The organism is Citrobacter freundii ATCC 8090 = MTCC 1658 = NBRC 12681 (assembly GCF_011064845.1).
Classification (GTDB): domain Bacteria; phylum Pseudomonadota; class Gammaproteobacteria; order Enterobacterales; family Enterobacteriaceae; genus Citrobacter; species Citrobacter freundii.
On record NZ_CP049015.1, the window covers coordinates 3,280,062 to 3,296,386 of the forward strand.

General features: G+C 54.4%; 16 protein-coding genes. 2 read left to right on the plus strand and 14 right to left on the minus strand.

All coding sequences use genetic code 11. The features are described 5' to 3' along the window. Positions 1-58 precede the first annotated feature (58 nt). Genes ccmB through napF form a run of 9 tightly spaced genes read right to left on the minus strand, consistent with a single transcriptional unit; the run spans position 59 to position 7,193 of the window. A complete protein-coding gene (gene ccmB, locus G4551_RS15950; protein ID WP_003027542.1) occupies positions 59-718 on the minus strand; it encodes a heme exporter protein CcmB in 660 nt (219 codons plus the stop codon). Continuing rightward, entirely contained in the window at positions 715-1,335 is a 621-nt protein-coding gene (gene ccmA / locus G4551_RS15955; protein ID WP_003027545.1) for a cytochrome c biogenesis heme-transporting ATPase CcmA, read from the minus strand. Before ccmA ends, ccmB begins: the two co-directional genes overlap by 4 nt. 20 nt (positions 1,336-1,355) lie before the next feature. Continuing rightward, entirely contained in the window at positions 1,356-1,958 is a 603-nt protein-coding gene (gene napC / locus G4551_RS15960; protein ID WP_003027548.1) for a cytochrome c-type protein NapC, read from the minus strand. Between the two features lie 9 nt (positions 1,959-1,967). Next, positions 1,968-2,417 carry a nitrate reductase cytochrome c-type subunit gene (gene napB / locus G4551_RS15965; RefSeq protein ID WP_003839442.1) on the minus strand — a complete coding sequence of 150 codons (450 nt, stop codon included), beginning with the start codon at positions 2,415-2,417 and terminating at the stop codon, positions 1,968-1,970. Beyond that, a complete protein-coding gene (napH, locus tag G4551_RS15970) occupies positions 2,414-3,277 on the minus strand; it encodes a quinol dehydrogenase ferredoxin subunit NapH (protein ID WP_003839440.1) in 864 nt (287 codons plus the stop codon). The genes napB and napH overlap by 4 nt, the downstream gene beginning before the upstream one ends. Then, the gene (napG, locus tag G4551_RS15975) at positions 3,264-3,959 is read right to left on the minus strand and encodes a ferredoxin-type protein NapG (RefSeq protein WP_003027555.1); all 696 of its coding nucleotides are present in this window, start codon (positions 3,957-3,959) and stop codon (positions 3,264-3,266) included. Before napG ends, napH begins: the two co-directional genes overlap by 14 nt. Before the next feature lie 6 nt (positions 3,960-3,965). After that, a complete protein-coding gene (gene napA / locus G4551_RS15980; RefSeq protein ID WP_003839438.1) occupies positions 3,966-6,452 on the minus strand; it encodes a nitrate reductase catalytic subunit NapA in 2,487 nt (828 codons plus the stop codon). Beyond that, positions 6,449-6,712: a chaperone NapD gene (gene napD / locus G4551_RS15985; RefSeq protein WP_003027560.1), complete on the minus strand. Its 264-nt coding sequence runs from the start codon at positions 6,710-6,712 to the stop codon at positions 6,449-6,451. The genes napA and napD overlap by 4 nt, the downstream gene beginning before the upstream one ends. Next, the gene (gene napF / locus G4551_RS15990) at positions 6,702-7,193 is read right to left on the minus strand and encodes a ferredoxin-type protein NapF (protein ID WP_003839435.1); all 492 of its coding nucleotides are present in this window, start codon (positions 7,191-7,193) and stop codon (positions 6,702-6,704) included. The genes napD and napF overlap by 11 nt, the downstream gene beginning before the upstream one ends. A 413-nt stretch (positions 7,194-7,606) precedes the next feature. On the opposite strand from napF, the gene eco reads away from it, so the two are divergent. Beyond that, positions 7,607-8,104, plus strand: coding sequence for a serine protease inhibitor ecotin (gene eco / locus G4551_RS15995; RefSeq protein WP_003839433.1), 498 nt, complete (start codon positions 7,607-7,609; stop codon positions 8,102-8,104). A gap of 92 nt (positions 8,105-8,196) precedes the next feature. On the opposite strand, the gene mqo is transcribed toward eco, so the two are convergent. After that, complete coding sequence (gene mqo / locus G4551_RS16000; protein ID WP_003839431.1) at positions 8,197-9,858, minus strand: malate dehydrogenase (quinone); 1,662 nt, start codon at positions 9,856-9,858, stop codon at positions 8,197-8,199. Between the two features lie 278 nt (positions 9,859-10,136). Between mqo and G4551_RS16005 the strand changes: the two genes are divergently transcribed. After that, positions 10,137-11,384 (plus strand): SulP family inorganic anion transporter, encoded by a 1,248-nt coding sequence (locus G4551_RS16005; RefSeq protein WP_003839429.1) that lies wholly within the window; start codon positions 10,137-10,139, stop codon positions 11,382-11,384. Here the strand turns inward: G4551_RS16005 and mgtE are convergent. From mgtE to ada, 4 genes are all read right to left on the minus strand, one after another. Next, positions 11,347-12,783, minus strand: a complete 1,437-nt coding sequence (gene mgtE / locus G4551_RS16010) for a magnesium transporter (RefSeq protein WP_003027576.1) — start codon at positions 12,781-12,783, stop codon at positions 11,347-11,349. The genes G4551_RS16005 and mgtE overlap by 38 nt on opposite strands. A 105-nt stretch (positions 12,784-12,888) precedes the next feature. Continuing rightward, complete coding sequence (locus G4551_RS16015; RefSeq protein ID WP_003839426.1) at positions 12,889-14,532, minus strand: multidrug ABC transporter permease/ATP-binding protein; 1,644 nt, start codon at positions 14,530-14,532, stop codon at positions 12,889-12,891. A gap of 75 nt (positions 14,533-14,607) precedes the next feature. Then, positions 14,608-15,258 (minus strand): DNA oxidative demethylase AlkB, encoded by a 651-nt coding sequence (gene alkB, locus G4551_RS16020; protein WP_003027582.1) that lies wholly within the window; start codon positions 15,256-15,258, stop codon positions 14,608-14,610. Continuing rightward, entirely contained in the window at positions 15,258-16,322 is a 1,065-nt protein-coding gene (gene ada / locus G4551_RS16025) for a bifunctional DNA-binding transcriptional regulator/O6-methylguanine-DNA methyltransferase Ada (protein ID WP_003839423.1), read from the minus strand. Before ada ends, alkB begins: the two co-directional genes overlap by 1 nt. Positions 16,323-16,325 lie beyond the last annotated feature (3 nt).

The window sequence follows — 16,325 nt, forward strand, 5'->3', positions numbered from 1 at the left end:
CATAAATTAAAATCCGTTGTGCCGGAGCGCCTTGCCCGGCCTGCACATCTAATTCTCGTTACTGCACGCTTATCCGTAACGCCGCGGCTGTGGCAAACGGGCTTAACGTGGCGCTGCCGACCAGCAACGCACCCAGAATCGCCATGTACCCTTCAACCGGTAAGTGCATAGAAGCCGCATCCATCGCGGCGGTCGCAAAAATCAGTAAGGGTATGGTGAGCGGGAGTACCAGCACGCTTAACAGCACGCCACCGCGCTTTAAGCCCACCGTCAACCCTACGCCCGGCGCGCCGAGAAAACCCAGCGTCGGCGTTCCGAGTAACAAGGTCAGCGCCATAATTTTCCAGCCGTACATATCCATGCCCAGCAACAGCGCCACCAGCGGCGAGAGGATCAGCAGCGGCAGACCTGTCACGACCCAGTGCGCCATCACTTTCGCCAGCACCACGGCCGGTAGCGGTAACGGCAGCAGCATCAGTTGCTCAAGGCTGCCATCCTGTAAGTCATCACGAAACAGGCGTTCCAGCGCCAGCAATGACGCCAGCAGCGCCGCAACCCAGATGATGCCCGGCGCTATGCGCGCCAGCAGCTGTGGCTCCGGCCCAATACTCAGGGGGAACAGCGTAATAACAATCAGGAAGAACCATAAAGGATTAGCAATTTCCGCACTATGACGAAACGCAACTCGCAGTTCTAAACGAAAGATTCGCCACATCATTGCGTTGCCCTCTCACTGGTCAGCGCAATGCGTCGCACTTTATCGGTCTCGACATTGAGCGGTTGGTGGGTGGTGAGAATAACAATACCGCCCTGCTCCGTATGCTGCGCCATACGCTGAGTCAGTCGCTCAACGCCGTTCACATCAATGGCGGTAAAGGGTTCATCGAGGATCCACAGTCGGGCGCGGGTCAACCACAAACGGGCCAGCGCCACGCGCCGCTGTTGTCCGGCGGAAAGTTGGTTCACTGGGATATCTTCATATCCGGCAAGTCCCGCCTGCGCCAGCGCAGCCAGACACTGCGCGATGTCGCCGTCATGATGGAAGAAACGCAGGTTCTCCAACGCCGAAAGCCGGGTTTTTATCCCCGGCTGATGTCCAATCCACAGTAGTTGCTGATGGTAGCTGTCCCGCACGTGATGCAGCGGTTGCTCTTGCCAGCAAACCTCCCCTGCGTCGGGACGCGCCAGCCCGGTAAGCAACCGCAGCAGAGTGGTTTTCCCTGCGCCGTTGCTGCCGGTAATTTGTACCCATTCCCCTGCGTTGACGCGAAATGACAACTCGCTGAACAGTATTCTGTCATCCCGCTCGCAAAGTAATTCTCTGGCTTCAAGCATACCTGGTTATCTACATCCTGTTAAAAGCCCGGTTTGACTTCGCGCATATCAGGCAGTTTGTGCGCTATCCCTTTATGGCAGTCAATACAGGTTTGCCCGTCTTTCACGGCCTGGTCGTGCATTTTGGCCGCGACGCCTTTCTGGGCGGTTAAATCCATAAACTCGAAGTTGTGACAGTTTCGACACTCTTGCGAATTGTTATCTTTCATACGCCGCCACTCATTTTGCGCCATCGTTAAACGATGATCTTCAAATTTCTGCGGTGTATCTATTAACCCCAGTGCTTTCGCGTACAGCTCTTTACTGGCCTTGATCTTACGGATCATTTTCGGGCCCCACTCGTGTGGGACGTGGCAATCAGGGCAAGTCGCTCGCACACCACTGCGGTTGTTGTAGTGTACGGTTTCCATGTATTCCTGGTACACCGTATTGCGCATTTCGTGACAGCTAATGCAGAACTCTTCTGTATTGGCCTTTTCCATACCGGTATTAAAGCCGCCCCAGAAAATAATGCCGCCCACAAAGCCGATTAACAACAGCGTGCCGAGCGCCAGACGGCTGGGGCGACGCCACCATTGCCAGACGCGCTTAATCCAGCCTGGTTTACGGTTAGAATTTTCCATAATGACCTCTTATTTCCCGTAACCTTTCGAGGGGGTGAAGGTATTTTCAACAATCGGCGCGGCGTCAGCCTGCGGAACGTGACATTGCAGACAGAAATAACGACGCGGCGCAACCTCAGCCAATACCTTGCCGTCGCTATCCATAAAGTGCGTCGGACTGATGCGCGGCGCACCGGTGGTACGATAGCTTTCCACACCGTGGCATTGCAGGCAGCGGTTGGTGTTAGTCGTCACCTGATATCCTTCAACGCTGTGCGGAACCATCGGCGGCTGATTCACATAGTTCAGCGGCATACGCACTTGCTCTTTCGGCATGCGAATCGCCCCTTCCTGTGTTCCTGAGACTTCCGGTGACTGGCTCAGATCCACTCCGTTTGCAGCCCAAACTGCCCCACTGACTAGCAAGGCCAGCGCGGCCATCCATTGACTCAGCGCTTTAATCAGGTCATGGCTTTTCATGATTTCGCTCCCGAACTCCATCGTGTTGTTATTGTAAAAACATCCTCAGAACAGACATCCACACAGCGACCGCAGGCCATGCAATCGCGACTGGTTACCTGCACCGGACTTTGCTCATCCAGCACCGGCGCACGTAGCACATGCGGTTCCGGGCAAACATGAAAACAATCCATACAGCGGTTACATCTGTTACGTTCTTTTGCCGAAACGGTTAATGCACCTTTGCTTCCCACCACGCTATACAGCGCACCCAGTGGGCAGAGATGCCCGCACCAGCCATGCTCAACGACCAGTAAATCAAATAAAAACAGCGCGAGGATCAGCAACGCTCCGCTACCGAATCCCATTACCAGGCTACGTCCCAGCAAAGAAACCGGGTTTATCCACTCCCACAGCAGCGTACCAGTCAGCGCTGAACCGACCAGAATGACTACCAGCAGGACGTACCGTATATGGCGCGGCAGGGTTGCGGACTGATTCAGGTCAAACCTTCTGCGCAGCCAGCTGGCTAAATCGGTGACCGGGTTCATGGGACAAACCCAACTGCAAAACAGTCGCTTACCGGCCAGGGCATACAGCACAGTAATGATGGCTGCCCCCGTTAATGCCACCGTCGCTGGCAGATGCCCACTGGCCAGGCTTTGCAGAGTAATCAGCGGATCGGTGAACGGGATAGCGTCCAGCAACAGGCTGCTACTGTAGTTGCCATGCAGGATCCAAACACCTAGCCACGGGCCGCTAAGGAACATCGCCAGTATCAGAAACTGACTCAGACGACGCAGCAGCAGCCAGCGATGACTCCTCCACCATCCTTTTTTTGCCTGCGCTTCACGCCCGGCATCACGTTTACGATTTGCCATTGTTCCCCTCCAGCCAACCGAAGCGGTAATGGTGTCCTAACTCCCCTTTCGCCAGCGACAACGGCAGCACTTTTATTGCTGGCTGCTCCAGTACGCAGACTTTTTCGCATTTCCCACAGCCGGTACAGGCATCGCTGTGCACGGTAGGAATAAACCGCGCATGCTTGCCGGTACGCATGTTACGGTCCAGCTCCAGGGTGATCGCCTCATCGATTTTCGGGCACTCGCGATAGCAAACGTCACAGCGTAATCCCTGATAGTTGAGGCAGTTTTCGTGATCCAGCAGTACCGCCAGCCCCATACGCGAATCGTCAATGGATTCAATTTCTCTGTCCAACGCGCCGCTGGGGCAGACTTTGGCGCACGGAATGTCCTCACACATTTCGCAGGGAATATCACGGGCGATGAAATATGGCGTACCAGCCGCCAGCCCGGAGGCCAGCGTCGCCAGCTTCAGCGTGTCATACGGACATGCCTGAACGCACTGACCGCAACGTACGCAGGCGCTGGCGAATGCCTCCTCGCTCAGTGCACCAGGCGGGCGCAACCGCACGCCGGTTGCGCGTGCGGTTTGTTGTTGCAACCCCAGCGCCACGCCAACGACGGCCAGCCCGCCCGCTGCGCGAACCATATCGCGCAGAAAGCGGCGGCGGCCATTTTGGGGTTTTGCTGACCGGGACATAACGCGTTACACCTTCGCCAGTTTCACGGCGCACTTCTTGAAATCCGTCTCTTTTGAGAGCGGATCCGTCGCATCCAGCGTCAGGTTGTTCACCAGCTGTGCGGCGTCGAAGAACGGCATGTACACCAGCCCCTGCGGCGGACGGTTACGACCGCGTGTTTCAACAATCGAAATCACTTCGCCACGACGGGAAATCACTTTGACCTTATCGCCACGACGCAGATCGCGTGCTTTTGCATCCAGCGGGTGGATGAACAGCACAGCTTCCGGGAAAGCGCGGTGCAGTTCAGGCACACGACGCGTCATACTGCCGGTATGCCAGTGTTCCAGAACACGTCCGGTGGATAGCCACAGGTCATATTCTTTATCCGGCGCTTCAGCAGCAGGCTCAAACGGCAGCGCGAAGATAACCGCTTTACCGTCCGGTTTACCGTAGAACTTGTAGCTTTCACCTGCTTTCACGTAAGGGTCGTTGCCTTCGCTGTAGCGCCACTGGGTCTCTTTGCCTTCAACGACCGGCCAGCGTAAACCGCGGGCTTTGTGGTAATCGTCAAATGGCGCAAGGTCATGCCCGTGGCCGCGACCAAACCAGGCGTACTCTTCGAACAACCCTTTTTGCAGATAGAAGCCCAGCTCGCGGGATTCATCATTCAGTTGATCTTCAGCCAGTTCAGTCACCGGGAATTTTGTCACTGCTGGCGTGGCAAACAGCACGTCATACAGCGTTTTGCCACGCAGCTCCGGCTTTTGTGCCAGCAGCTCTTCGGGCCACACTTCTTCTGTTTTGAAGCGACGAGAGAACTGCACCAGTTGCCACAGATCCGACTTCGATTCGCCCGGTGCTTTAATCTGCTGACGCCAGAACTGTGTACGGCGTTCAGCGTTACCGTAGGCACCCTCTTTCTCTACCCACATCGCAGTCGGCAGGATCAGGTCAGCAGACAAGGCGCTGACCGTCGGGTACGGATCGGAGACGATGATGAAGTTACGCGGATCGCGCCAGCCCGGCATACGCTCCTCATTGATGTTCGGACCAGCCTGCATGTTGTTTGTACACATCGCCCAGTAGACATTGAGCTTGCCATCTTTCAGCGCGCGGTCTTGCGCCACGGCGTGCAGACCGATTTTTGCCGGAATGGTCCCTGACGGAATATTCCAGTGCTTCTCGCAGATATCGCGGTGTTTTTCGTTTGTCACCACCATGTCCGCAGGCAGACGATGGGAGAATGTACCGACTTCACGCGCGGTGCCGCAGGCGGAAGGCTGGCCGGTCAGAGAGAACGGGCCGCAGCCTGGCTGGGAGATTTTGCCAGTCAGCAAGTGCAGGTTATAGACCAGGTTGTTGGCCCATACACCGCGGGTGTGCTGGTTAAAGCCCATCGTCCAGTAGGAGATGACTTTTTTCTTCGGATCGGCATACAGCTGCGCCAGTTGTTCCAGTTGATCTTTTGGTACGCCGGTCATTTCGGCGGTTTTATCCAGCGTGTACTCAGCAACGAAGGCTTTGTAATCCTCAAAGCTCATCGGTTCAGAGGCATCGGATCCCGGGTTTTTCGCCGTTTTTTCCAGCGGATGGGTCGGACGCAGACCGTAGCCGATGTCCGTCACGCCTTTACGCAGGTTGACGTGCTTGCTAAAGAAATCCTGGTTAATCGCATTGTTTTGAATGATGTAGTTCGCGATGTAGTTGAGGATCACCAGATCGGTTTGCGGCGTGAAGACCATACCGTTATCCGCCAGCTCAAAGCTGCGGTGCTGGAAAGTGGAGAGAACCGCGACGTTGACGTTAGGATCGGACAGACGACGGTTGGTGATGCGCGACCACAGGATCGGGTGCATCTCTGCCATATTCGCGCCCCACAGGACGAAGGCGTCTGCATGTTCGATATCGTCATAGCAGCCCATCGGTTCATCCATACCGAAGGTACGCATAAAGCCGACTACCGCTGAGGCCATGCAGTGACGTGCGTTCGGGTCGATGTTATTGGAACGGAAACCCGCTTTAAACAATTTGGCAGCGGCATAACCTTCCCAAATCGTCCACTGGCCAGAGCCGAACATGCCGATAGATTCCGGGCCTTTCTCTTTCATCGACGTTTTGAATTTCTCTTCCATCACGTCAAAAGCCTGGTCCCAGCTAATCGGGGTGAACTCACCTTCTTTGTGATATTTGCCGTCTTTCATGCGCAGCATCGGCTGCGTTAAACGGTCTTTTCCGTACATGATTTTCGGCAGGAAGTAACCTTTGATGCAGTTAAGCCCACGGTTAACCGGCGCATCCGGATCGCCCTGGCATGCCACAACACGCCCTTGCTGCGTTCCGACCAATACGCCGCAGCCCGTCCCGCAAAAACGGCACGGGGCTTTGTCCCATTTGATGGCTTCTTGCTGACCGACTACCGCGCGGGCAACGCCCGGCACGCTTAACCCGGCAGCCGCCGCAGCGGCCGCAACGGCGTTAGCTTTCATAAAGCTACGACGACTGAGTTTCATGGTGTTTCCTCACCTTGCTCATCCTGCTGGTGATAAACCAGCGACACCGCCAGCACGCCCGCAACGTTGCGCACTGACTCAATTGTTTTCATTAGCGTTTCACTTTGCTCAGCTTCCACCACCACAATCAACTGACCACTTTCCACATCGCTGAGGGCAACTTCGCAACCGGGAAAGGAACGCAACTGCGTGGCGATATCGTTGATATGCTGGCTTTTGGCCTGAACGACCAGGCTGCAGACCTGCCAGTTATTGTCCATGGTTGTACTCCGCGTTAATGGCTGATACCGGGCAGATAGCGACACAGGCGCCACATCCGTTACAGTCCTGATTGTCGAGCTGCGGCTGATAAATGCCGGACAGCGTGGGGCGAAAGGTTATTGCCATGGGCTCACAGCTATCCTGACAGCGGTGACATTCAACGGACTGATGTGCGAGACAGTTTTCCCCAATCGCAAAGTTCAGATCCCATGCCCTGGTGTGGCGCGGAAGAAAAAGTGATTCGGGACAGGCTTCTGCGCAGGCATAGCAAAAGCTGCACTCGCCGTGTTTGAAATTTACGCTCGGGTAACCACCCTGGCCTCGCTGCAGGATGTCGGTTTCGCACGCCTGGATGCAGGCGTCACAACGGAGGCAATGGGCCAGAAAGTGAGAGTCTTCCTTGCTCCACGGCGGACGGATCCCTGCACTGGCGTTTCGCCAACTGCCTGTCAACATGCCTCGACGGGATAAATCAACCATGACATTGTCCTTCCATAATGACGCCCTCCCTCGGCGGGTTGAACGACATAAAAAAACTGCACTATTTATGAGTAGTTATTTTTAGCCGTAAGATATTTCAGGATGTGTTAGAGGTGCATACCCCAATTGGGGTAAATGCTGTTGCCGGATCAAAGGAGTGTTGAGTTGGCGGGAAAAAATGCGCTTTTGCTCACATTTCAATGAGTTATATAGCCACGTATATAGCGATTCAATATTAAGATAATAATCTCATGTTTAAGATGATTCTTAGAATATATCGCTACATTGAACGTAAACCATTGCTGGATACACTTAAAATATAAGTAAATACAGATTAATTGATGATGCGAATATGTTAACCTGCCCCTGACTCGTTCAAAAGACAGAAGAAAGGAAACACTGTGAACAATAAGATGAAGACAATTGTCCCTGCCGTACTTTTCGCCGCCTTTACCAGCACTTCTGCATTGGCTGCCAGTAACGATAGCGCCGCTCAGCCGCTGGAAAAAGTCGCCCCTTATCCTAAGGCGGAAAAGGGTATGAAGCGCCAGGTTATCCAGCTTACCCCAGAGAAAGATGAATCTACTCTGAAAGTAGAACTGCTGATCGGACAAACGCTGGAAGTTGACTGCAACCAACACCGCCTGGGTGGCGAGCTGGACAGCAAAACGCTGGAAGGTTGGGGATATGACTACTACGTCTTCGACAAAGTCACATCTCCGGTTTCAACCATGATGGCCTGCCCGGACGGTAAGAAAGAGAAGAAATTCATTACTGCGTATCTGGGTGATGACGGCATGCTCCGTTACAACAGCAAGCTGCCGATTGTGGTCTACACCCCGGAAAACGTGGACGTTAAATACCGTATCTGGAAAGCAGAAGATAAAATTCAGGACGCAGTCGCGCGCTAAGTCAGGATGTGCCGGATGGCGGCGTACCGCCTTATCCGGCCTACAAACGCATAAAACAGGCCGGATAAGCGCAGCGCCATCCGGCATTGTATTTACAGTGCGATATCCGCGACAGCTTTCTGTTCAGGCTGCGGTTGTGCCTGAGGTTTCAGCTGTGGTTTCGGTGCTTCATCAGCAACCTGCGGCTTGTCATATTTCAGACCCAGAACCTCACTGGTGTACTGCAACTCTTGTTCCGTAGCCTCAACGTTACCGTTCAGCTTAGTACCATAAGACGGAATGATGGTTTTCAGCTTCGCCTGCCACTCGGGGCTGGCCACTTTCTCTTTAAACACTTTTTCCATCAGATGCAGCATGATCGGTGCCGCGGTTGATGCGCCCGGAGAAGCTCCCAGCAGCGCAGCAATCGTGCCTTCTTTATCGCTGACGACTTCAGTCCCCAGACGCAACACGCCGCCCTTCTCCGCATCGCTTTTGATGATCTGCACACGCTGGCCCGCCTGCCATAAACGCCAGTCTTCTTTTTTCGCCTGCGGATAGTACTCTTGCAGCGCAGCAAAACGGTCGTCGTCGCTGAGCATCACCTGGCTCACCAGATATTTCACCAGATCGAAGTTATCCAGACCCACGTTGACCATCGGCATAAAGTTCGACGTGGTGGTCGAGCTGAGCAGATCCCACAATGAACCGTTTTTCAGGAACTTGGTGGAGAATGTCGCGAATGGCCCAAACAGCACAACGCGCTTGCCATCAAGGATACGCGTGTCGATGTGCGGTACGGACATCGGCGGCGCGCCAACGGAGGCCTGACCGTACACTTTCGCCAGGTGGCGGTTGACTACGTCCGGATTGTCCGCAACCAGGAACTGCCCGCCCACCGGGAATCCGGCATAGCCTTTCGCTTCCGGAATGTCGGTTTCCTGCAACAGCTTCAGCGCAGCGCCACCGGCACCGATAAAGACAAACTTCGCCTTGATATCATGTTCCGCTTCGTTATTTTTCAGATCGGCGACCGTGACCGTCCAGCTATTGTCGGCATTACGCTTAAAACCACGCACTTCGGTGCTCAACTGCAGCGCAAAGTTCGGCTTTTTCTGCAATGAAGTAATCAACTGGCGCGTGATTTCGCCGTAGTTCACGTCAGTACCAATCTCGGTACGCGTTGCTGCGACTTTCTGCTGCGGATCGCGACCTTCCATGACCAGCGGCGCCCACTCTTTAATCTGCGCATGGTCTTCGGAATAACGCATACCTCGGAACAGCGTACTCTGCTGTAGTGCTGTATAACGGGCACGCAGGAAGTTCACGTTCTCGTCACCCCAGACAAAACTCATGTGCGGAACGGTGGTGATAAATGAACGCGGGTCATGCATCACGCCATTATTGACCTGCCAGGCCCAAAACTGGCGGGAAATCTGGAAGGCTTCGTTAATTTCGACTGCCTTTTCAATGCTGATGCTACCGTCGGCCTTTTTAGGCGTGTAGTTCAGCTCCATCAGTGCGGAGTGTCCCGTTCCGGCGTTATTCCAGCCATTTGAGCTTTCCTGCGCTACACCATCCAGTCGCTCAACCATGGTCATTGACCATTGCGGCTCCAGCTCCTGTAAATAGGTTCCCAGCGTGGCGCTCATGATGCCGCCGCCAATCAACAGTACATCCGTTTCCTGCTCTTCCGCCGCTTTCGCTTTTGCCGCCATCGAGACAACATTCAGCCCTACAGCCATGGTGAAGAGCATGGCAGTCACTTTTTTCATAATGTTAATGCCTTACTTTTAGTATCGCTTTTTTGCTTTTAATGCAGGTGAAAATCGAGCGGCATCAACGGTAACACTTAAGTAAAAATAATTAAATATTGTTTATAAATTATATTTAATTTTTAAAAATGTTATTAATACGTTGATAATTTATACGGTTATTGACAATCATTTCTGGAAACCAGTCCGTCAGACGGGTACTATGCTGCGCTTTGCTATTCACCGCACGGATGCCTGTCGGTCTGCTGTATCAGGCCATTTTTGACCTGAGTGTAACTATGTCTGCAACTCAACATTCCTCTGTCGCAGTCGCGGAAAACGCGACCTGTGCTGTGCTGCGCCAACCCCGTCTGCTGGTTCGCGAAACACTGGCCGGTGTGGTAACCGCCCTGGCGCTGATCCCGGAAGTGATCTCGTTTTCCGTTATCGCAGGCGTTGATCCTAAAGTCAGTCTGATCGCCTCCGTCGTACTGTGCCTGGCGATGTCCTTTTTAGGTGGTCGTCCCGCAATGGTTACCGCCGCTGCAGGATCGGTTGCGCTGGTGATTGGTCCGATGGTGCATCAACACGGCGTGCAATACATCCTGCCTGCAGTGGTGCTGGCCGGGTTGATTCAGATCCTGTTTGGTGTATTGGGAATGGCACGTCTGATGCGATTCATCCCTACGGCCGTGATGACCGGATTTGTCAACGCACTAGGTATTTTGATTTTCTTTGCCCAGGTCCCTCATTTCTGGGGGAAAAGCCCGCTCATCTGGGGGCTGTTTGTCCTGACGCTGCTGATTGTGCTGTGGGTTCCGCGGTTTATTAAAGCCATCCCCGCACCGCTTATCGCCATCGTGCTGCTGACCGTGTTCACTGTCACCAGTGGGCAACTGTTACCGACAGTCGGTGACGAAGGTTCGATGAGCGGCGGCCTGCCGGGTTTCACCCAGTTGTTGGTTCCGCTCAACCTGCAAACGCTGGCGATTATCTGGCCCTGCGCGCTGAGTATCGCTTTTGTTGGTTTGATGGAGTCACTGTTAACCGCCCGTCTGGTGGATGACCTGACGGTGACGCCGTCGAATAAAAATCGCGAGAGTGCCGGGTTGGGGATAGCCAATATTCTGGCCGGGTTTTATGGCGGCATCGCCGGGTGCGCGATGATTGGTCAAACCATCGTTAACGTCGAGATGGGCAAAGGACGCAGCCGCGTCTCGACGGTTGCCGCCGGACTGATATTACTACTGTTAGTCACTGGGTTAAGCGAAGTGATGGCAGAAATACCCATGTCGGTGCTGGCGGGAATTATGGTGATTGTGGCGGTAAAAACCTTCAGTTGGCACAGCATCCAGCCCGCCACGCTGAGGAAACTCCCCGTCACTGAAACGCTGGTGATGCTGGTGACCGTCGCTGCCACAGTATCCACCGGCAACCTGGCGATTGGCGTGGTTGCCGGGGTGATGGCAATGCTCATTCTGCCACGTATCGTCAGAAGCAAACGCGCGGCTACATCAGAAACAGCGTTGCCAGACCGAGAAAAATAAAGAAACCGCCGGTATCGGTGATAGCCGTAATCATGACGCTCGAGCCAACCGCCGGGTCGCGCCCGAGCTTCACCATCGTCATCGGAATGATGACCCCCATTAATGCTGCCATCAACAAATTAAGCATCATCGCCAGGGTCATTACTCCGCCGAGCGCCATGTCATCGTACAACCACCAGGTAATACCGCCCATAATTCCGCCCCATACGAGGCCATTAATCACTGCAACGCCCATTTCGCGCAGGATCAAAAACGTCAGGTTCCCCGGCTGAATATTTTGTAGCGCCAGCGCGCGGACGATCATGGTGATGGTTTGATTCCCGGTATTGCCGCCAATTCCCGCCACAATTGGCATCAGCGAGGCCAGCGCCACCAGTTGCGAAATCGTATGTTCAAAACCGTCGATCACCCGCGAGGCGATAAAGGCGGTACAGAGGTTAACGGCCAGCCACGCCCAACGGGTTTTTACCGCTTTGGTAACGGGCGCAAACACATCCTCTCCGGCGCTTAAGCCCCCCATTCGACGCAAATCGGTATCAGTTTCTTCATAGACCACATCGACGATCTCATCGATAGTTAAGCGGCCCATCAGCTTGCCTGAAGGGTCAACGACTGCAGCACTGACCAGGTCGTCACGTTCGAAGGTACGTGCAGCGTTTTCAGCGATATCGTCCGGAGAAAAGGTGAGCGGGTCATCTTCCATCACCTCGCTGACTTTGCGTTGCACATCATTGAGCAGAATGCAGGTTAGCGTCAGTTCTCCAACCAGCACTTTATTGCGATCGGTCACGAAGAGTTTATCGGTGTTCTCCGGCATTTTGCCCAACCGTCGCAGGTAGCGTTGCACCACTTCCAGCGTCACGTCCGGACGCACGGTGATGACTTCGAACTCCATAATCGCGCCGACGCGATTCTTCTCGTAATGCATTACCTGGCGGACACGCGCCCGCTCTTCGGCTGGTAACGTCGCCAGCAACCGTCCAGTGAGGTTACGCGGGAGATGCTGCACCAGATAAATCTGTTCATCGATATCGAGATATTGCAGCGCATCCAGTATTTCGCGGTCACTCATCTCATCGATCAGGTCGTCCCAGACGTTTTCAGACGCCTCAAGCAGGACGTTACCACGCTTTTCACTTTCGACCAGTCGCCACAGGGCGTGACGCTCTTCTGAAGGTAATGCTTCGAGGGTATCGGCTAAATCGGGAGGCGGCAGGTGGGCGACCAGCGCCCCTACCTCAGCAATATCGTCGGCTAACGTACCGACGTCATATTGCTCAGCCAGGGTAAGCTTGCCCAACAGTGTTGAAATAATGGCTTTATCAGTGGTCAGCAGCCAGATAAGGCGCGCACGCTCTTCATCACGCAGCCTGGCGCTGTTTTTGTTTATTACGGACATTAATCATAAATCCATGATATGAAATATCATTAATCATGATGCTGATTTATGTAAATAACAATAAACAGTGCCGCCGGGTGGCTAAAAAACCGGCGGCACGTAGGATCAGGCTGTGCGAGCCACCGCGTCACGCGAGGCGGCTTCACGTTCATCGCCCAGCAGTTCACTCAACTGTCCGTTACGCATTTCCAGCAGCCTGTCGGCATGAATAAAATAGTGATCGTCGTGGCTAATGGCGAAAATGGTTTTGCCCATTTCCTGCATCAAAGGCAATAGCACCTGATAGAACTCCCGGCGGAAATGGGGATCCTGATCGGCAGCCCATTCATCCAGCAGAATGATGTCGCGCTCCTCCGCCAGAGCCAGCAGCAGCGCCACGCGTTTCTTCTGCCCTTTCGACAGTTTCAGATTGAGGATACGGCCATCGCTCAGCTCCAGCTTGTGCCCCATCTTCAGATGTTCCAGCCACTTCGCGACCAGCTGCGGATTAGCCTCTTTACCTTCCGGCCCCAGCAGTTTGTCGAACAGCCAGACGTCAGTAAACACGGCGGAGAATAGCTTGCGGTAGTCTTCCGGTTTTTCAACGGCAACGGCCTTACCATCAAGCAATATTTCGCCTGACTGCGGCTGGTATAGACCGGTCAGTAACATCGCCAGCGTAGATTTCCCGCTACCGTTACCGCCAATCAGAAAGATCAGTTCACCGCGATGAATCGTCAGATTCACTGGTCCAACGGAGAAGGCGTTATCCTGATAGTGGAAAACCACGTTACGTAACTCCAACGTCTGCCAGTTCGGAAACGCATTTGGACGTGGGAATTCGGCCTTAAAGGGCGCAAGGGCAAACCTGTTCAGCTTGTTGAACGCTACCTGCGCGGTGAGCAGCGTCGGTAGCGCGCCAACGGCAGAGAGCAGCGGCGTGCGCAGAAATAGCAGCGTCAGCGAATAGGTCGCCGCCACGGCGGTATCCGCCCAGCCCAGGCTGTTGGCCATCCAGAACACCAAACCAATGGCGCCCAGCATCATAATGTTCGACCAGTTGACTGCGCTCAGGTGGAAAGTATCGGCGCGAATAATATAGTGACGGTACTCTTTGGCATCCGGGACGTACATCTGATTAAAGATATGCTCGGCACGTTCACGGTTGAGCGTCAGCTCTTTGCGCCCTTCCAGCACCGTTTGATAATCGTTGTACAACTTATCTTCAGTTTCGCGCAAGGTGGCCATGTGTTTATACACCCGCGCCACCAGCACAAATCCGCCCCAGATGGTGATTGCCATCCAGATTGCCGTCACCAGCAGCATTTTAGTCGACAGCATCGCCAGATACGCCGCCGATCCGACTGTCAGGATAATCCCCTGTACCAGCTCAGGCAGACGAACAAAGGCGATGGTGATGTTGCGGATATCACTGGTTAAACCCGCCAGCAACGAGGCGCTGCCAAGCTGTTCGATGCGCTCGACGTGGGTGTCCAGAATCCGTTTGATAAATTCGCTACGCAGTCGGTAGACAAAGTGGTGTCCCAGCGTGGTCAACGCCAGTTGTGAACCGAGGGTGACGGCCATCAATAACAGCAGCAGGCCAAGAAACTCCGGTAGCACCATCAGCGTGGTGTCGACCGTTTCAATCAGACGCTGGTTGATAAACGCAATCAGCCCAATCCCCAACGCGGCGCTGGCGAGGCTGAGCGCCATCACGCTGATAAATGGCCAGCGATACTGCCGCCAGACAAGAAGTAAAAGTTCCATGCACACAACCCGGACAAGTAATAACAGCCCGCAGTTTAAACATCTCTTCGCTGACAGCAATAATAATTCTTATTTTTATTCTTTTTTACCTGCCTGACGAAACGTCAGATTGTAACGACAGTCTCCGGTCAACGGATGATACCCCGTTTTAAGCGGCTGGATCCCATGATAAAACAGCCGCGAATTACCGCCCCACACCACGACATCGCCATGTTCCAGCAGCAAACGCTTTAAAGGGTCATTACGGCGCAATCCGCCAAATTGAAAGATGGCCGGTAGCCCCAGCGATACAGAGACAATCGGCGCCCGCAGGTCGGGCTCGTCTTTATCCTGATGTAAGGACAGTTTTGCCCCTGGCGTGTAGCGGTTAATCAGGCAGGCATCGGGTTGAAAATCAGCATAGCCCGCCGCCGTCGCCGCCTGTTGACACAGGTCAGCAAATGCATCCGGCAGCGGCGGCCAGTGCACGCCGGTGAGTGGATCAAACGGAGAATAAAGATAGCCATGCTGATCCGTCGTCCAGCCCAGATGGCCGCAGTTGGTCATTGCCACCGACATCGTATAGCCGCCGGGCGTTACCATCTGACGAAATGGCGACTGTCTGGCGACAGCCGCTATCGCCTGCAGTAAAGTAGGTGCAGAGTCAAAAGCGAAACGTCGCAGAATAACCGCACCTGAAGCCAGCGGCTCCTGCCAGGGTTTAGCATCCGCAAAAAGATCGAGCATTATGTTTCCTCGCCAGTAGTTTCCCGTTGCAGTAACTGCGCCTTGCGCGCAATACCCCATCGGTAGCCCGAAAGTGCGCCATCACCACGGATCACCCGGTGACACGGTATAACAATCGCCAGTTTGTTGGCCCCACAGGCACTGGCCACCGCGCGTACCGCCTTCGGTTTGCCGATGGCGCTGGCCAGCTGTTGGTAGCTCATTGTTTCGCCGCACGGAATTGCGCGCAGCGCCTGCCACACCTGCTGCTGAAATGCGGTGCCCCGGATATCCAGGGGTAGCGATAGCGACGCGTCACGCGAGTTGATCGCGGCGATCACTTCGCGCACGCTCTGCTGAAAATCGGCATCTGCAGGAACATCCTGCGCGGCGGGAAACAGCTCATGCAATTCCGCAACTAACGTGGCGTCATCATCACCAAGTAAGATCGCACAGATACCCCGCTCGCTTTCTGCCACCAGACAACGACCCAGAGCGCAATCTGCGAGGGTATAGCGTACAGAAACGTTGTCGCCACCTTTACGAAATTGCTTCGCGGTCATGCCTAATGTCTGATCCGCTTTGCGGTAATAGCTGCTGCTGTCGGGGAATCCGGCGTTGAGAATCGCCTGCGTAACCGGAACACCTTTCGCCAGAGCATCGCGCAGACGGCGGGCACGCCAGGACTGCTGCCACGCTTTCGGGGTCATGCCTGTCGTAGCTTTGAACAAGCGATGTAAGTGATACGGGCTCATTGCCACCTGTTGTGCCAACTCGTCCAGCGTAAGAGGTGACTCTTGCTCCAACAACTGGCAGGCGCGGGCAATTTTGTCCAGTCGATGCTGTTGCGCGCTGTCTTTATCCGGCTGGCAGCGCTTACAGGGGCGAAACCCGGCAGCCTGCGCCTGCTGAGCATCAGAGAAAAAGCAGACATTTTTGCGCAGCGCATGTTTTGCCCGACAGGACGGACGGCAGAAAATACCGGTGGTCTGGACGGCAAAAACAAAATGACCGTCGGCGTCGGCGTCACGAGCCAAAACGGACTGCCAACGGTCATCGTCAGTGATGCGTAAACGATTTTTCATTTC

What these genes read in the sequence shown, in the direction of transcription:
- mqo (WP_003839431.1), bottom strand. Translation starts at nt 9,858, where the DNA reads ATGAAAAAAGTGACTGCCATGCTCTTCACCATGGCTGTAGGGCTGAAT.
- mgtE (WP_003027576.1), bottom strand. Translation starts at nt 12,783, where the DNA reads ATGTCCGTAATAAACAAAAACAGCGCCAGGCTGCGTGATGAAGAGCGT.
- ccmB (WP_003027542.1), bottom strand. Translation starts at nt 718, where the DNA reads ATGATGTGGCGAATCTTTCGTTTAGAACTGCGAGTTGCGTTTCGTCAT.
- G4551_RS16005 (WP_003839429.1), top strand. Translation starts at nt 10,137, where the DNA reads ATGTCTGCAACTCAACATTCCTCTGTCGCAGTCGCGGAAAACGCGACC.
- napA (WP_003839438.1), bottom strand. Translation starts at nt 6,452, where the DNA reads ATGAAACTCAGTCGTCGTAGCTTTATGAAAGCTAACGCCGTTGCGGCC.
- ccmA (WP_003027545.1), bottom strand. Translation starts at nt 1,335, where the DNA reads ATGCTTGAAGCCAGAGAATTACTTTGCGAGCGGGATGACAGAATACTG.
- eco (WP_003839433.1), top strand. Translation starts at nt 7,607, where the DNA reads ATGAAGACAATTGTCCCTGCCGTACTTTTCGCCGCCTTTACCAGCACT.
- napH (WP_003839440.1), bottom strand. Translation starts at nt 3,277, where the DNA reads ATGGCAAATCGTAAACGTGATGCCGGGCGTGAAGCGCAGGCAAAAAAA.
- napF (WP_003839435.1), bottom strand. Translation starts at nt 7,193, where the DNA reads ATGGTTGATTTATCCCGTCGAGGCATGTTGACAGGCAGTTGGCGAAAC.
- alkB (WP_003027582.1), bottom strand. Translation starts at nt 15,258, where the DNA reads ATGCTCGATCTTTTTGCGGATGCTAAACCCTGGCAGGAGCCGCTGGCT.
- napG (WP_003027555.1), bottom strand. Translation starts at nt 3,959, where the DNA reads ATGTCCCGGTCAGCAAAACCCCAAAATGGCCGCCGCCGCTTTCTGCGC.
- napD (WP_003027560.1), bottom strand. Translation starts at nt 6,712, where the DNA reads ATGGACAATAACTGGCAGGTCTGCAGCCTGGTCGTTCAGGCCAAAAGC.
- napB (WP_003839442.1), bottom strand. Translation starts at nt 2,417, where the DNA reads ATGAAAAGCCATGACCTGATTAAAGCGCTGAGTCAATGGATGGCCGCG.
- ada (WP_003839423.1), bottom strand. Translation starts at nt 16,322, where the DNA reads ATGAAAAATCGTTTACGCATCACTGACGATGACCGTTGGCAGTCCGTT.
- napC (WP_003027548.1), bottom strand. Translation starts at nt 1,958, where the DNA reads ATGGAAAATTCTAACCGTAAACCAGGCTGGATTAAGCGCGTCTGGCAA.
- G4551_RS16015 (WP_003839426.1), bottom strand. Translation starts at nt 14,532, where the DNA reads ATGGAACTTTTACTTCTTGTCTGGCGGCAGTATCGCTGGCCATTTATC.